This window comes from Arthrobacter sp. GmRoot5-12 (assembly GCF_059739365.1).
This window is the reverse complement of the sequence record NZ_AP046056.1, coordinates 4,150,660-4,165,845: the sequence shown is the minus strand read 5'-3', so window position 1 is coordinate 4,165,845 and position 15,186 is coordinate 4,150,660. Positions and strand designations below refer to the sequence as shown.

The window sequence follows — 15,186 nt, the reverse complement described above, 5'->3', positions numbered from 1 at the left end:
CCCTATCGCCGTCCGGGGTTTCCCGACTGTTGCACGCACCTGAAGCATTTCCTCCCTTCTTGCCGTGCCCGGGTCCGGGCCGCACGACCGGAGCTGCACTGCCAGCCTCAACTGCCACACAGAACGGGTGACTGCCACCGTGAGCACAACAGATACGCCGCTGAACGCATCCCGGGCCTCCGGCGCCGGGTTTGCCCGTAAGGCCAAGGCGTATCTCGCCCTCACCAAGCCGCGCGTGATCGAACTGCTGCTGGTCAGCACCCTGCCCACCATGATTTACGCCCAGCGGGGCTTCCCATCCATCGGACTGATCCTCGCCACGCTGGTGGGCGGTGCCTTCGCTGCGGGCAGCGCCGGGGCCTTCAACTGTTACATCGACCGCGACATCGACAAGCTGATGCACCGCACGGAGAACAGGCCGCTGGTCACCGGTGAAGTCACCCCGCGCGAGGCGCTGGTCTTTTCCTGGCTGCTGGGTGCCGCCTCGATCGTGATCCTCTGGTTCGGAGCCAATCCGCTTTCCGCCTGGCTGGGGCTGGGTGCCATCTTCTTCTACGTGGTCATCTACACCATGATCCTCAAGCGGCGCACGGCGCAGAACATTGTCTGGGGCGGTGCAGCAGGCTGCTTCCCGGTGCTGATCGCGTGGGCTGCCGTCACCAACTCTGTTGAGTGGCCGGCGGTCGTCCTGTTCATGGTGATCTTCCTGTGGACCCCGCCACACTACTGGCCCCTGTCCATGCGTTACGGCGAGGACTACCGGAACGCCAACGTCCCCATGCTCGGTGCCATCGCCGGCGCCAAGGTGGTGTCCGTCCAGGTGGTCCTGTACGCCTGGGCCATGGTGGCCTGCTCCCTGCTAATGATTCCTGCGGGTGGGGCCGGTTGGGTCTACACCGTAACCGCAGTCCTGGCCGGCGCGTGGTTCCTCTATGAATCCCATGCCCTGTATTCGCGCGCCCACAGCGAGGACATCCCGGACAAGCGCGCCATGAAGGTCTTCCATGGCTCCATCAGCTACCTGACGCTGTTGTTCATCGCGCTGGCGGTGGACCCGTTCGTCGGGCATGCAATCATGGCCGGCTAGGCCCCGGGGCGCAGATCGCCGACGCACATCCCCGGCCCAAGCCCATCGGCGGCCCCCACCTGAGTGGTGGGGGCCGCCGATTGCGTTAACCCGCGCAGGCTGCGCGTGCACGGAATCGAAACCGATATGACATTTTTGTCATATCGGTCACTTTAAGTGTCATCCATCATGACCAGCTGCTTACGGTGGGGTGGACCCTTCCCTCGATCAAAGGAAAAATCCATGGAAGTCCGTCCCTCCACAATTCCCGCTCCCAGCCACAGCCCGCCGGGAGGCCGGGGAAGCCGTGGCCGCTTCACCTTCCGCCGCCCGCCGTTTGCTGCCCATCTGGGCGCCGACGTACCCGCATCCCTGGTGGTGTTCCTCGTCGCCCTCCCGCTCTCGCTCGGCATCGCAGCCGCGTCGGGAGCCCCCGTCATGGCAGGCCTCATCGCTGCAGCCGTGGGCGGGATCGTGGCCGGAAGCCTGGGCGGCTCACCGCTGCAGGTGAGCGGACCCGCGGCCGGGCTGACCGTCGTCGTGGCCGGGCTGGTCCAGGAGTTCGGATGGCAGGTGACCTGCGCCATCACCGCGGCCGCGGGCGCCGTGCAGCTCCTGCTGGGCATCAGCCGCGTGGGCCGGGCCGCCCTGGCCGTCTCACCGGTGGTGGTCAAAGCCATGCTCGCCGGCATCGGTGTCACCATCATCCTGCAGCAGGTCCACGTGCTTCTCGGATCCCGGCCGGCAGGCTCGGCCCTCGAGAACCTTGCGGCACTGCCGGCAGCCATCACCAACCTGGAACTGCACGCGGCCCTGCTGGGACTGGCCGTCGTGGCAATCCTGCTGTGCTGGAAGTTCCTGCCCGCCACGGTCCGGCGTGTTCCGGGCCCCCTGGCCGCCGTCGCGGCAGGAACCGCACTGGCCGTGGCCTTTGCCCCCGGTGTTGAGCGCATCTCCCTTGATGGCTCCATTTTCGATGCCATTGCCCTGCCGCAGCTTCCGGACAGCAACTGGCGCGCGTTCGCTTTTGCCATCCTGACCATGGCCCTCATCGCCAGCATCGAGTCCCTCCTGTCGGCCGTGGCCGTGGACAAGATGCAGACCGGTCCGCGGACCAACCTGAACAGGGAGCTCATCGGGCAGGGCACCGCAAACATCGTTTCCGGGTCTCTGGGCGGCCTGCCTGTGACGGGTGTCATTGTCCGCAGCGCCACGAATGTGGAAGCGGGAGCGGCTTCCCGGACATCCGCAGTGCTGCACGGTGTCTGGGTTCTGGCTTTCTCTGCCCTCTTTGCCGGGTTGATCCAGCTGATCCCGCTGGCCGTCCTGGCCGGCCTGCTGGTGGTTATCGGCGCGCGGCTGATCAAGGTGGCGGACATCCGGACCAGCCTGCGCACGGGAGACCTCACCATTTACGCGGTTACCCTCATCTGCGTGGTGTTCCTGAACTTGTTGGAAGGAGTCATGATCGGCCTGGCCCTCGCCGCTGCCAGTGTGCTGTGGCGTGTTCTGCGGGCCCCCATCCAGGCGCACCGTCCCGCCGCACCGCCGTCGCCCTGGCGGGTGACCATCGCGGGATCATGCAGCTTCTTCGCGCTGCCAAAGCTCAACGGCGTCCTGCAGTCGGTGCCCGCCGGCGCGGACGTGGTGGTGGAGCTCAACGCCGACTATGTTGACCATTCCTTCCGGGAAGCCCTGTTGGCCTGGCAGCTCCAGCACCAGGCCGCCGGCGGCACGGTGAACCTTGAGGAGCACGGCAACACGGTGTTCCGGGACGCCGCCCACCAGGCTCCCCGGCGCGAGGAAGCCACCGAGTTGCCCCTTCCGCCAAGGAAGGAGCCGTTGTTGCAGGGCGTCAACAAATACCACCGCCGGTTTGCGCACCAGGTCCGTCCGCTGGTGCATGACCTGACGGAAGGACAGAACCCGGACAGCCTGTTCGTGGGCTGCATCGATTCGCGCGTCAATCCGAACCTGATCACCAGCAGCGGCCCGGGGGACCTGCTCACGCTGCGGAACATCGGCAACGTGGTGTGCGGCAATGGCCAGGACGCCTCAACGGATTCTGCCCTGTCCTTTGCCGTCAACGGCCTGGGAGTGCAGTCGGTCGCCATCTGCGGGCACTCCAACTGCGGCGCCATGAAGGCGCTGCTCGCAGAGGCCGGCGGCGAAGACAACAGTTCGCTTGGTCCGGCATTCGGACAGTGGCTGGATCACGCCCGGCCCAGCTACACGGAGCTGCTGGCAGGGCATCCGGTGGGCCGGCAGGCGGCGGCGGCGGATTACGCCCGGGTGGACCAACTGGCGATGGTCAACGTGGCCGTGCAACTGGCCAAACTGCAGGACCACCCGGTGACGGGCCCGGCGCTGGTGGAGGGAAAGGTGCAGGCAACGGGCCTCTTCTACGACATTGCCACCGCGCAGGTCCTGCAGATCACCGCCACGGGGATCCGGAACCTTGACCCGGCCGGCGGGTCCGGGCTTCGGATCAACGCCTTCGCTGAACGGTAATTTCCCGGGACGCCTGCAAGGCGGCGAAACATACAAGGGCGGTAAAACGCAGGCGCCCCGGCCCCATCCCGGGCCGGGGCGCCTGCGCGCTGTACGGGTGGGCGGGCGCCTACTTCGCTGCCCTGGATGAGTCCACGGCACTGGAACGGGCGATGTCCCAGGCGTTGGTCGATGCCGCCATCAGCAGGGCCGCGCCGAGCATGTGGGCCGCTACCAGCAGCGCCGGAATACCGTTGTAATACTGCGTAAACCCGATCACCGCCTGGAGCACGGTGACGCCAAGGAGGGCCAGGACGGCCGTCCGGAAGGGGCCCGTAATGCGGCGCCTGATGACCAGGACCAGGGCCACTACAGTCCCGGCAGTCACCAGGTACGCGGGCACGGCATGGATGTGGGAGAACAAATCCCAGTCCAGGTCGTTGCGGGGAGCATCGGCGTCACCGGCATGCGGGCCGGCCCCCGTGACCACCACACCGAGCATCACGGCGACGGCGGAGAAAAGCGCGACGGCGGCCGTCACCGGGCGCAGGGGTGCGGGCAGGGCGGCGGGCCGGGTGGCAAGGAAGCGGCCGGTCCGCCCGAAGGCACGGTTGACCAGCAGGGTGGCGAAGACCACCAGCGCCATGGAGACCAGGAAGTGCAGGCCCACCACCCACGGGTTGAGGTTGGTCAGCACGGTGACGCCGCCGATCACGGCCTGGGCGGGGATGCTGGCCAGCAGGCCCAGTGCCAGGAGGAAGAGGTCCTTGCGCTCCTTCCGGAGGTTCCACAGGTACACCAGCATCAGGGCGGCGACGGCGGCCAGCGCGAACGTCAGGAGCCGGTTGCCGAACTCGATGAAGCCATGGATGCCCATCTCCGGAGTGTTTACCAGGGAGTCGGAGGTGCAGCGGGGCCAGGTGGGGCAGCCAAGGCCCGATGCGGTGAGGCGGACGGCGCCGCCGGTGACCACCAGAAGCGTCTGGCCGATCAGGGAGGCGACGGCGAGGCGGCGGATGCGGACGTCCACGGTGCGTGGGAGCCGCGAGGCCAGGCGGCCGGCGAGCTGGGGGAGGCGTGAAGCCGTGGACACGGTTATCTCAATTCCACTTGAACCAACGGATGGCTGCGGCGCCGGCGATGACCGTCCAGAGCAGCAGGATGAGGGCGGCGCCGCCGTTCACGGCCCCGTCCAGGAAGGCGGCCCGCATCGATTCGCCCAGGGCGCCGGAGGGCAGGAAGTGCACGACTGCCTGCGCGGCGGCAGGCAGTCGCCCCGCGGGGATGACGATGCCGCCCATGGCGCCGAGGAGGATCCACAGCAGGTTGGTGATGGCCAGCGTGGCTTCCGGCCGGACTGTCCCGGCCACCAGCAGCCCCAGCGCGGTGAAAGCCGCCGCGCCCAGCGCGAGCAGCGCCAGCCCCGGGAGCCAGCCCGCCGCCGTCGGCTGCCATCCCAGGTCCAGGGCAACCACGCCAACCACCACCACCTGGAGGCACAGAACGGCCAGGACCGACAGGACTTTGCCGGCAATCAGGCCGCCGCGGCCCAAGGGGGTGGTGGACAGGAACCGGAGTACGCCGTAGCGGCGGTCGAAGCCGGTGGCGATGCCCTGGCCGGTGAAGGCCGTGGACATCGCACACAGGGCCAGGATTCCGGGAACGGCCACGTTGATGCGGCTGGATCCCATTCCGTCCAGGAACGGGGTGACCGTCAGGCCCACAAGTGCCAGCAGGGGCAGCACCACTGCCAGGATCAGCTGCTCGCCGTTCCGCAGCATTGTCAGTGCCTCGTACTTGCCCTGCAGCAGGACCCGGCGCAGCAGGGGCGCCGGCTGCTGGGCCTCCTGCATTGCTGCGGTGCTCATCGGATGTCCTTTCCTGAGATATCCAAAAAGACGTCTTCAAGGCTACGCGCCTGAAGGCTCATTGAGGCGGGCATGATTCCCTTCGCCTCCCACCACCGGGCCAGGGCGGAGAGGTGCCGGGGCGTCAGGGCGCCGGTGATGGTGTAGCTGCCGGCACGGGGTTCGGAAACGTCCACGTCATCCGGCAAAGCGGCTGCCAGGTCCAGCCCGGGCGGGGCTTCGAACACCAGCGTCCGGATGTGCCCGCCGTCCTGGTCCGCAACGGGGCTGCGCTGCAGCAGTTCCTGCACGGTCCCTTCGGCAACGTTGCGGCCGCCGTCGATGATGTACACGTAGTCCGCCAGGCGCTGGGCGTCGTCCATCAGGTGGGTGGTGAGGATGATCCCCATCCCACTGTCACGCAACTCGGCGATCAGGTCGAACACCAGCTGCCGGGACTGCGGGTCCAGTCCGGCGCTGGGCTCGTCCAGGAACAATACTTCGGGCCTGCCCACCAGGGCGGCGGCGAGTGCCAGGCGCTGTTTCTGGCCGCCGGACAGCCTGCGCACGCTGGTCCGGCTGAAGGAGTCGATGCCCAGCCTGCCCACCAGGTCTTCCAGCGGCCACGGGCGGGCGTACAGCCCGGCGATGTGCCGCAGCAGCGGCAGGGGCCGGGCCGACGGCGGGAGGCCGCCGTCCTGCAGCATCACGCCGACGCGGGACCGGAGGTCAGCGCCTGCCGCCGCCGGGTCCTGGCCCAGCAGCGAGATGGTGCCGCCACTGCGCTTTTGCAGGCCCTGGGCGCATTCGAGGGTGGTGGTTTTTCCGGCACCGTTGGCGCCGAGGAGGGCGGTTACCTGTCCGCGCTCGGCAACGAGTGAAACGCCGCTGACAACCCTGAGCATCTTTCCGTCCAGGCTGGAAAGGGGGCCGACGTCCTTGATGAGCCCATGGATGGACAGAACGGGGGACTGGGGGGATCGCACCACAGTATTCTACGGGATGTAGTATTTAGCACCGTCCCCCGGGCCTGTGCAGCTGCTTGGCATAGGTCAGCCTGCCCTTACTGGAGTGCGGGACTAAATTACGACATGATTGTGTTGTGTATTCCATGACCAACGCTACTGCCGTGCCTGCGCCCGGGCCTGTGGCTGATGCCGACGAGCGCACCCGGGACCGGGTCCTCGCTGCCGTCCTGGAGCACGGGCCCGTCAGCGCGGCCGAACTGGGCGACATGCTGGGATTCACCCCGGCCGCCGTCCGGCGCCACCTGGACCACCTGTCGCGTGCGGGCGTCATCGAGGTCAAGCGGGTGGCCAAGCCCGGCGCGGGTGCCGGCCGTCCGGCCCGCCGCTACGTCCTCAGTTCACAGGGCCAGTCCAGCCTGGGCAACGACTACCTGGACATCGCCGCCCTTGCGCTCCAGCAGCTGCAAAAGATGGCAGGCCCGGACGCGGTGCGCGCCTTCGCCGAGGAGCGCTTTGCGGACATGGAGCGGCGCTACGCACCCGAAATCGAGCAGGCCGGCCCGGACATCCGGGACCGCGCCACCGCACTCGCAGCGGCGCTGACCCGCGACAACTTCGTGGCCTCCGCTGCGTCCATCGAGGCAAAGGCACCGCTGCCCGCGGCGCTTTCCAGCGTGCAGCTCTGCCAGGGCCACTGCCCCATCCAGCAGCTCGCCGCCCGCTTCCCGGTGTTCTGCGACGTCGAGACCGAAGTCTTTTCAAGGCTGGTGGGCGTTGACGTCCGCCGCCTCTCCACGCTGGCCCGCGGCGGCCACGTCTGCACCACACATATTCCTACAGGCAGGCTGCCTGCCAAACCGGCCACGGTGCCGGCGGCAGCCCCCGCCAGCCTGGACGAAGTAATCAACCATCAGCAAGAAAGGCCGTGATGACGGACCAACTATCAGAGAAAGCAGTCGCCGAAAACACTGTGATCTCGGAGATTCTGGAAAAGAATCCCGAGCTCCACGGCATCGGCAACTACGAGTACGGCTGGGCTGACAAGAACGATGTCGGCGCCAATGCCCGCCGTGGGCTCAACGAAGAGGTAGTCCGGGACATTTCGGCGAAGAAGAGCGAGCCGGAATGGATGCTCGACCTGCGCCTGAAGGGCCTGAAGTATTTCGACCGCAAGCCCATGCCCACCTGGGGCGCGGACCTCTCCGGCATCGACTTCGACAACATCAAGTACTTCGTGCGCTCCACCGAGAAGCAGGCTGCCACCTGGGAAGACCTGCCCGAGGACATCAAGAACACGTACGACAAGCTGGGCATACCCGAGGCCGAAAAGCAGCGCCTTGTTTCGGGTGTTGCCGCCCAGTACGAGTCTGAGGTTGTTTACCACCAGCTGCGGGAGGACCTTGAGCGGCAGGGTGTCATCTTCCTGGACACCGACACCGCGCTCAAGGAACACCCGGAGATCTTCCAGGAGTACTTCGGCACCGTCATCCCGGTAGGCGACAACAAGTTCGCCTCGCTGAACACCTCCGTCTGGTCCGGCGGCTCGTTCGTGTACGTCCCCAAGGGCGTCCACGTGGAGATCCCCCTGCAGGCCTACTTCCGCATCAACACGGAAAACATGGGCCAGTTCGAACGCACGCTGATCATCGCCGACGAGGACTCCTACGTCCACTACATCGAAGGCTGCACAGCGCCGATCTACACCTCGGACTCGCTGCACTCCGCCGTCGTGGAGATCATCGTCAAGAAGGGCGCCCGCGTCCGGTACACCACCATCCAGAACTGGTCGAACAACGTCTACAACCTGGTGACCAAACGTGCCATCTGCGAAGCAGGCGCCACCATGGAATGGATCGATGGAAACATCGGCTCCAAGGTCACCATGAAGTACCCGGCCGTGTACCTCGTAGGCGAAGGGGCCAAGGGCGAGACCCTGTCCATCGCCTTCGCCGGCGAAGGCCAGCACCAGGACACCGGCTCCAAGATGGTGCACATTGCGCCGAACACCAAGAGCTCGATCATCTCCAAGTCCGTTGCCCGTGGTGGCGGCCGCGCCGCCTACCGCGGCCTGGTCCAGATCCGGGAAGGAGCCAAGCACTCGGCCAACACCGTGCGCTGCGACGCCCTCCTGGTGGACACCATTTCCCGGTCTGACACCTACCCGTACATCGACATCCGCGAGGACGATGTCCAGCTGGGACACGAGGCCACCGTTTCCCGCGTCAGCGAGGAACAGCTGTTCTACCTCATGTCCCGCGGCATGCCCGAGGACGAGGCCATGGCCATGATCGTGCGCGGCTTCATTGAGCCGATCGCCCGCGAACTGCCCATGGAATACGCCCTCGAGCTGAACCGCCTCATCGAACTCCAGATGGAAGGATCCGTCGGTTAATGACTGCCGAAGCAACTACCGAAAAGGCGCGCGTCGGCGCACCGTCGATCGCCGGTTTCACCGAGGAGGGCGAGCACCTCGTCGCCTCCAAGGTGGACCGCCACCACAGCCACGGCACACAGGTCATGGCCTCCCGCGCCGAGCGGCTCACCAGCCATGACGTGGCCGATTTCGCCCTGCCCAACGGCCGGGAAGAGGAATGGCGCTTCACCCCGGTGCGTGAACTGGCCAACCTGCTGTCCGATACCCCGTCGGAGGCCGGCGCCCTTGGCGTTACGGTCGAGGCACCTGCAGCCGTGGTCCAGCGGACCCTCCGCGCAGGTGAGGCCCCCCGTGGCGCCACCCTCGTCCCCGCCGACCGTGCCGCCGTCGTGGCTTCCGCGAACGCCGGCGACGCCCAGCTCATCTCCATCCCGGCGAACGCCGAGTTGGACGAGCCGGTGCGCCTGGTCCTGACCGGCAACGGCGCAGGCCGCCGGACCAACTCCCACGTGGTGATCGAAGCCGGAGTCAACAGCCGCTCCGTCGTGATCATCGAGCACGACGGCACCTCAGACCACAACGGCAACGTTGAGGTCCTGGTTCGCGAAGGCGCCCACCTCACGGTGGTTTCCCTGCAGCTCTGGGGGGACGACGCCAAGCACCTGGCACAGCATGACGCCGAGGTTGCCAAGGACGCCGTGTACAAGCACATTGCCGTAACTCTTGGCGGCAAGATCGTGCGCCTGAACTCCAACGTCCGCTTCGCCGGGGAAGGCGCCGAGACACAGCTCCTGGGCCTTTACTACGCCGATGCAGGCCAGCACCTGGAGCACCGTTCCTTCGTGGACCACAACGTGGCCAACTGCAAGTCCAACGTCCTCTACAAGGGCGCGCTGCAGGGCAAGGGTGCGCACACGGTCTGGGTTGGCGACGTGCTGATCCAGAAGCAGGCCGAGGGCACCGACTCCTACGAGAAGAACCAGAACCTGGTCCTGACTGACGGCTGCCGCGCGGACTCCGTGCCCAACCTCGAGATCGAGACCGGCCTGATCGAGGGTGCCGGCCACGCCAGCGCCACCGGCCGGTTCGACGACGAGCACCTGTTCTACCTGATGGCCCGCGGCATCCCCGAGGATGTTGCCCGCCGCCTGGTGGTCCGCGGCTTCCTGAACGAGATCATCCAGCAGATCAAGGTCCCGGCCCTCGAAGAGCGCCTGACCGATGCCGTGGAACGCGAACTCGCGGCAATCGACTACTAGAGACAGGCAGGCAGGAACGTATGAGCGGCAAACCCAAGGGTGAGCTGGTGTGCAGCGCCAATGACATCCAGGTCAAGCAGGCGCTGCGCATCCTGGTGGACGGCTACCCCGTAGCCGTGGTCCGGGACTCGATGGGGGACATCCACGCCATCGGTGACACCTGCTCGCACGCGGACATTTCCCTGTCCGAAGGCGACGTGGAAGGCTGCGCCATCGAGTGCTGGGGGCATGGTTCCCAGTTCGACCTGCGCAGCGGCCAGCCGCTCCAGCTCCCCGCCTACGATCCCGTGCCGGTCTTCGCCGTCGAACTCGACGGGGACGACGTCTACGTGGACGTCACCAACGTTTTGAACGGCGCAGCAGTAGACAACTACTGAGCGCCCGCAGCACCAGACTTACGAGCGAAAAGAAAGAAGAGCATGTCAACTCTTGAGATCAAGGACCTGCACGTCAGCATTGAGACGGAACAGGGCACCAAGGAGATCCTGAAGGGCGTCAGCCTGACCATCAGGACCGGCGAGACGCACGCCATCATGGGCCCCAACGGCTCGGGCAAGTCCACCCTCGCGTCCACCATTGCAGGGCACCCCCGTTACACCGTCACCCGTGGCACCATCACGCTGGACGGCGAAGACGTGCTGGCCATGAGTGTTGACGAGCGCGCCCGCGCCGGCGTCTTCCTGGCCATGCAGTACCCGGTGGAGGTTCCGGGCGTCACCATGACCAACTTCCTGCGCACCGCCAAGACCGCCATCGACGGCCAGGCGCCTGCTCTGCGCACCTGGACCAAGGACGTCAAGGCCGCCATGGAGAAGCTGCGCATCGACGCCGACTTCGCCCAGCGCAACGTCAACGAAGGCTTCTCCGGCGGCGAAAAGAAGCGCGTGGAGATCCTGCAGCTGGAGCTCTTCAAGCCCAAGTTCGCCGTCCTGGACGAGACCGACTCCGGCCTGGACGTGGACGCGCTCAAGATTGTGTCCGAGGGCGTCAACCGTGCGCACTCCGAGGGAAACATGGGCACGCTGCTCATCACGCACTACACCCGCATCCTGCGCTACATCAAGCCTGACTTCGTGCACGTGTTCGTGGACGGACAGGTTGTCGAGGAGGGCGGCCCCGAGCTGGCCGACCGCCTCGAGGAAGAAGGCTACGACCGTTACGCCAAGGGCGCCGGCGCAGCCACCATCGCGGCTGCCGCCGCAGCACAGGCCTAGTAAGGACTTGTCATGACCGAAATCAAGCCGGGCCGCACGGCCCTGGAGGACGTCGAAGAGGCGCTCAAGGACGTCATCGACCCTGAGCTTGGCGTCAACGTGGTGGACCTGGGCCTCCTGTACGGCCTGAAGTACTCCGATGACGACGGTGCGCTCCTGATCGACATGACGCTCACCACCGCAGCCTGCCCGCTCACCGACGTGCTCGAGGAGCAGGTGGGCCAGGCCCTGGACGGCGTCGTTGACGACTGGCGCCTCAACTGGGTCTGGATGCCGCCTTGGGGTCCCGAGCGGATCACCGATGACGGCAAGGACCAGATGAGGGCCCTCGGCTTCAACATCTAGAAAAAAGTACGACGACGGCCGGTCACCTTTCCCGCGAAAGGTGACCGGCCGTCGTCGTACCCCGTTCCATTGAGGTTAGAGGGTGGCGGCGCTGAAGGTGTCGCACTGCTTGATGTCGCCGGTCTGGTAGCCCCGGCTGAACCACCGCTGGCGTTCCTCACTGGAGCCGTGTGTCCAGCCTTCGGGGGAGACACGTCCGGTGGCTGCCTTCTGGATCCGGTCATCGCCCACTGATGCGGCCGCCGACAACGCGTCGTTGACGTCCTGCTGGGTGAGCGGTTCCAGGTAGGGCTGGCCGGTGGACGGGTCCGGCGTGGTGGATGCGTACTTGGCCCACAGGCCTGCATAGCAATCCGCCTGCAGTTCCGTACGGACGGAACCGGACTCCGGTCCCTGCGGGTCCTGCTGCGCCCGCTGCAGATCGCCCAGCAGGTTCTGGATGTGGTGGCCGAACTCGTGCGCCACTACGTATTCCTGGGCCAGAGGTCCGCCTGAGGAACCGAACCGGTCCACGAGTTCCTGGAAGAAACCGGGATCAAAGTAGGCGGTAGTGTCCGTGGGGCAGTAGAAGGGCCCTACTTCGGAGGTTGCGGCCCCGCACCCGGTGTTGGTGCCGCCGCTGAAGATCACGGCCTCCGGGCGGGGGTACTGCACGTTGTACTGCTTCAGGTAGCCGGGCCAGAACGCATTGAGGCTGTTCACCGTGCCGGTGATCCGGCAGTCCAGGCGGGCATCGGCGTCCGCTCCGGTGGTGCAGGCCGGTGCCGTGCCCTGGGACTGTCCGCCGGCACCGTTGTCAACCAGCCCGCCGAGCATGTTCGGGTTGATTCCCAGCAGGAGCGCAACGAGCAGCACCAGGCCGCCGCCGATTCCGCCGCCGATTTTCACGCCGGTGCCCATGCCCCTACGGTCCTGGACCTGGGAAGGATCAAGCTGCACGTTGTCATTGAAACTCATATCGTCACAATACCCGCGGGCCGGGAGCTCAACCCGTGGCGGCCGGTAAAGTTGGTCCGTGCCTTTCCTCGACAAGATCCAGCTCTGGGCTGGGCAACGGCCGCACGACACTGCCGTGGTGATCGCGGGCCGGAGACTGGACTGGGCGGAGCTGCTGGATGCCGCCGCGGGTCTGGTGCCGGAGATGAAGTCCGTCAGTACCCTGTGCGAGTCCAATTCGGTGGACTTTGCCGTGAAGTTCGCAGCCGCCGTGGCCGGCGGCCGCCAGTGCGCGGTCCTGGACCCTTCGTGGCCCGCACCGCTGCAGGAGGATATTGTCCGGCGGGTGGAGGCATGCGCCGTTCCGGCCCAGGTCTCCCCGGACGACGTGCTGGCCGACGGCCCGCCTGGCTCCAGCTTCCTCATCGGCCTCACTTCCGGCACTACGTCTGTACCCAAGGCGTTTACCCGCTCCCGGCGGTCATGGCAGCAGTCCTTCGACGCTTCCATCGAGTTTTTCGGGCTTCGCCAGGACGACGTCACCCTTGCGCCCGGGCCGCTGGCTGCCAGCCTGAACCTCTATGCCCTGGCCGAATGCCTCTACGCCGGATCCGAGTTCCAAACACTGGAGACGTTCGACGTCGGCGACGTCCACGCTGCCATCACCCACGACCGGGTCACCCGGCTGGTCCTGGTGCCCACCATGCTGCGGATGCTCAGCGAACGGGGGATGACAGGGTGCGTGGACGCCTCCGGAATCCGCACCATCATCTGTGCAGGCTCCAAACTCGATGCCCGCACCCTGGAAGCGGCACGGCGCTGGGCGCCGAACGCCACCATTTATGAGTACTACGGGGCCTCCGAGCTGAGCTTCGTCTCCGGCCTGGGCCTGGCCGCGGGACAGGTTCCGGCGGCGGGCGGTACGGGAATCGGGCGGCCCTTTCCCGGCGTGGACGTCCGGATCCTGGATGACGACGGCGGAGAGGTTCCGGATGGCGGCTACGGCAACATCTGCGTCCGCAGCGGCATGGTGAGCAACGGCTACCTGTGGGGCGACGACGGCGAGGCGCTGCGGTCCTTCGGCGACTGGTACACGGTGGGGGACCAGGGCTACCTTCTGGACGGCGAGCTGCACATCCTTGGCCGGCGCGCGGACATGATCCTTACCGCCGGAAGGAACGTCTACCCGCACGAGGTGGAACTGGCCCTGGCGGCAGTCCCGGGTGTGGCGGCAGCGGTGGCCGCCGGCGTGGCTGACGATCTGCGCGGCCAGCGCGTGGTGGCGGGGGTGGTTGCATCCCATGGCGGGCTGACGGCCACGCAGCTGCGCGCCGGCCTGGAGGACATCCTGTCCCGGCACAAGCGGCCGCTGCAGTACTACCTCCTGCCGGAACTTCCCACCACGGACCGCGGCAAGGTCAGCCGGAACCTGCTGCTGGAGTGGATCAACACCCGGGATCCCAGGGTACGGCCCCTTGGTGGCTGACGCGGTGCACGCTGAGCTCCTGCCGCCGGACCGCCAGCCGGTGATCATCGCCGCCCGCCGCACCCCGGTGTGCCCGGTCAACGGAGCCCTGCGCACCCTGCGGGCACATGAACTCCTGGCCCCGGTGCTGCGCGCGCTCGTCTCCGAACTGTCCTTGGATCCGGACTCCGTTGCCGACGTCGTGATCGGCAACGCGGTGGGCGGCGGCGGAAACGTGGCCCGGTTGGCCTTGCTGGAGGCGGGTCTGCCCGTCACCGTACCCGGGATCACCGTGGACCGGCAGTGTGGCTCAGGACTGGACGCCATCGTCCTCGCCGCCCGGCTCGTGGCGGCAGGAGGCAGTCCCGTTTACCTGGCTGGGGGAGTGGAGAGCACCAGCACCGCGCCCCTGCGCGCCAACCGGAGGGACGACGGCAGCCCGGAGTTTTACGCCCGCGCCCACTTTGTGCCGGCCAGCTACGGCGATCCGGACATGGGTACCGCCGCGGAAACGGTGGCCGCGGAATACGGAGTCGGCAGGGACCGCCAGGATGCCTTCGCCCTTGCCAGCCACCGGAAGGCCCTCACGGCGACCCGGGACCGGCGTTTCGCAGGCGAACTCGTGCCACTGGCCACCGCTGCCGGGACCGTCTCCGTCGATGGCGGGCCGCGGGCCGGCCTGACCCGCGCCATCATGGCAAGGTTCCCGGCCGCCTTCGTGCCGGGAGGAACCGTTACCGCCGGAAACTCCTGCTTCGACGCGGACGCCGCCGCCGCCGTCGTCATCACCTCCCTGGAGCGTGCACGCCGGCTGGGGGCACGCGACGGCCTGGTGGTGCGCGGCACCGGCACAGCCGGCGTGGCCCCCCAGGTACTGGGGATCGGTGCTGCCCCTGCCGCGCGGGAGGTGCTGGCCCGTGCCGGGGTGTCAGCCGGCGAGGTGGACCTGGTGGAATTCAATGAGGCGTTCGCGTCGCAGGCACTTGCCTGCCTGGACCAGCTTGGCATCGATCCCGAGCGGGCAAACCTCGACGGCGGTGCGTTGGCTCTGGGGCATGCCTACGGTGCGTCCGGGGCCGTCCTGGTGACGCGGCTGCTGGCCCAGGCGAGGGGCGCCGGCACGCCGGGAACCCTGGGGCTGGCGATGATCAGCATGGCGGGCGGCATGGGGACCGCGGCACTGCTGGAGTACCGGCAGCTGGCGCCAGCCTGATCTTCAGGG

Annotated in this window: 14 protein-coding genes; 10 read left to right on the top strand and 4 right to left on the bottom strand. The window is 67.2% G+C overall.

Annotation, left to right across the window (positions count from 1 at the left end; translation table 11 throughout):
* Positions 1-127: 127 nt before the first annotated feature.
* The gene (locus AC6JAM_RS19355) at positions 128-1,087 is read left to right on the top strand and encodes a heme o synthase (protein WP_018772117.1); all 960 of its coding nucleotides are present in this window, start codon (positions 128-130) and stop codon (positions 1,085-1,087) included.
* A gap of 222 nt (positions 1,088-1,309) precedes the next feature.
* Positions 1,310-3,577, top strand: a complete 2,268-nt coding sequence (locus tag AC6JAM_RS19350; RefSeq protein WP_497935578.1) for a SulP family inorganic anion transporter — start codon at positions 1,310-1,312, stop codon at positions 3,575-3,577.
* 109 nt (positions 3,578-3,686) lie between these two features.
* On the opposite strand, the gene AC6JAM_RS19345 is transcribed toward AC6JAM_RS19350, so the two are convergent.
* From AC6JAM_RS19345 to AC6JAM_RS19335, 3 genes are read right to left on the bottom strand one after another with little or no spacing between them, the layout of a single operon-like run.
* Positions 3,687-4,649 (bottom strand): COX15/CtaA family protein, encoded by a 963-nt coding sequence (locus tag AC6JAM_RS19345; protein WP_018772115.1) that lies wholly within the window; start codon positions 4,647-4,649, stop codon positions 3,687-3,689.
* A gap of 7 nt (positions 4,650-4,656) precedes the next feature.
* Complete coding sequence (locus AC6JAM_RS19340) at positions 4,657-5,424, bottom strand: ABC transporter permease (protein ID WP_223995075.1); 768 nt, start codon at positions 5,422-5,424, stop codon at positions 4,657-4,659.
* Entirely contained in the window at positions 5,421-6,389 is a 969-nt protein-coding gene (locus AC6JAM_RS19335; RefSeq protein ID WP_056390246.1) for an ABC transporter ATP-binding protein, read from the bottom strand. The genes AC6JAM_RS19340 and AC6JAM_RS19335 overlap by 4 nt, the downstream gene beginning before the upstream one ends.
* A gap of 125 nt (positions 6,390-6,514) precedes the next feature.
* Between AC6JAM_RS19335 and AC6JAM_RS19330 the strand changes: the two genes are divergently transcribed.
* The 6 genes from AC6JAM_RS19330 to AC6JAM_RS19305 are packed head-to-tail and all read left to right on the top strand — an operon-like array spanning position 6,515 to position 11,563.
* Positions 6,515-7,300 carry a helix-turn-helix transcriptional regulator gene (locus AC6JAM_RS19330; RefSeq protein ID WP_134165355.1) on the top strand — a complete coding sequence of 262 codons (786 nt, stop codon included), beginning with the start codon at positions 6,515-6,517 and terminating at the stop codon, positions 7,298-7,300.
* A complete protein-coding gene (gene sufB / locus AC6JAM_RS19325) occupies positions 7,300-8,763 on the top strand; it encodes a Fe-S cluster assembly protein SufB (RefSeq protein ID WP_018772111.1) in 1,464 nt (487 codons plus the stop codon). Before AC6JAM_RS19330 ends, sufB begins: the two co-directional genes overlap by 1 nt.
* Positions 8,763-10,004, top strand: coding sequence for a Fe-S cluster assembly protein SufD (sufD, locus tag AC6JAM_RS19320; RefSeq protein WP_018772110.1), 1,242 nt, complete (start codon positions 8,763-8,765; stop codon positions 10,002-10,004). Before sufB ends, sufD begins: the two co-directional genes overlap by 1 nt.
* A 20-nt stretch (positions 10,005-10,024) precedes the next feature.
* Positions 10,025-10,381: a non-heme iron oxygenase ferredoxin subunit gene (locus tag AC6JAM_RS19315; RefSeq protein WP_018772109.1), complete on the top strand. Its 357-nt coding sequence runs from the start codon at positions 10,025-10,027 to the stop codon at positions 10,379-10,381.
* A gap of 42 nt (positions 10,382-10,423) precedes the next feature.
* Positions 10,424-11,218: a Fe-S cluster assembly ATPase SufC gene (gene sufC, locus AC6JAM_RS19310; protein ID WP_018772108.1), complete on the top strand. Its 795-nt coding sequence runs from the start codon at positions 10,424-10,426 to the stop codon at positions 11,216-11,218.
* Positions 11,219-11,230: 12 nt separating this feature from the next.
* Positions 11,231-11,563, top strand: a complete 333-nt coding sequence (locus AC6JAM_RS19305; RefSeq protein WP_018761278.1) for a metal-sulfur cluster assembly factor — start codon at positions 11,231-11,233, stop codon at positions 11,561-11,563.
* A gap of 75 nt (positions 11,564-11,638) precedes the next feature.
* Here AC6JAM_RS19305 and ypfJ read toward each other — a convergent pair whose 3' ends face one another.
* Positions 11,639-12,520: a KPN_02809 family neutral zinc metallopeptidase gene (gene ypfJ, locus AC6JAM_RS19300; RefSeq protein ID WP_056390249.1), complete on the bottom strand. Its 882-nt coding sequence runs from the start codon at positions 12,518-12,520 to the stop codon at positions 11,639-11,641.
* A gap of 58 nt (positions 12,521-12,578) precedes the next feature.
* Here ypfJ and AC6JAM_RS19295 point away from each other — a divergent pair, with 58 nt between their 5' ends.
* Together AC6JAM_RS19295 and AC6JAM_RS19290 are read left to right on the top strand one after the other, a co-directional pair.
* The gene (locus AC6JAM_RS19295; protein ID WP_223995077.1) at positions 12,579-13,985 is read left to right on the top strand and encodes a class I adenylate-forming enzyme family protein; all 1,407 of its coding nucleotides are present in this window, start codon (positions 12,579-12,581) and stop codon (positions 13,983-13,985) included.
* Complete coding sequence (locus AC6JAM_RS19290) at positions 13,978-15,177, top strand: thiolase family protein (RefSeq protein WP_497935575.1); 1,200 nt, start codon at positions 13,978-13,980, stop codon at positions 15,175-15,177. Before AC6JAM_RS19295 ends, AC6JAM_RS19290 begins: the two co-directional genes overlap by 8 nt.
* The last annotated feature ends 9 nt before the right edge of the window (positions 15,178-15,186 follow it).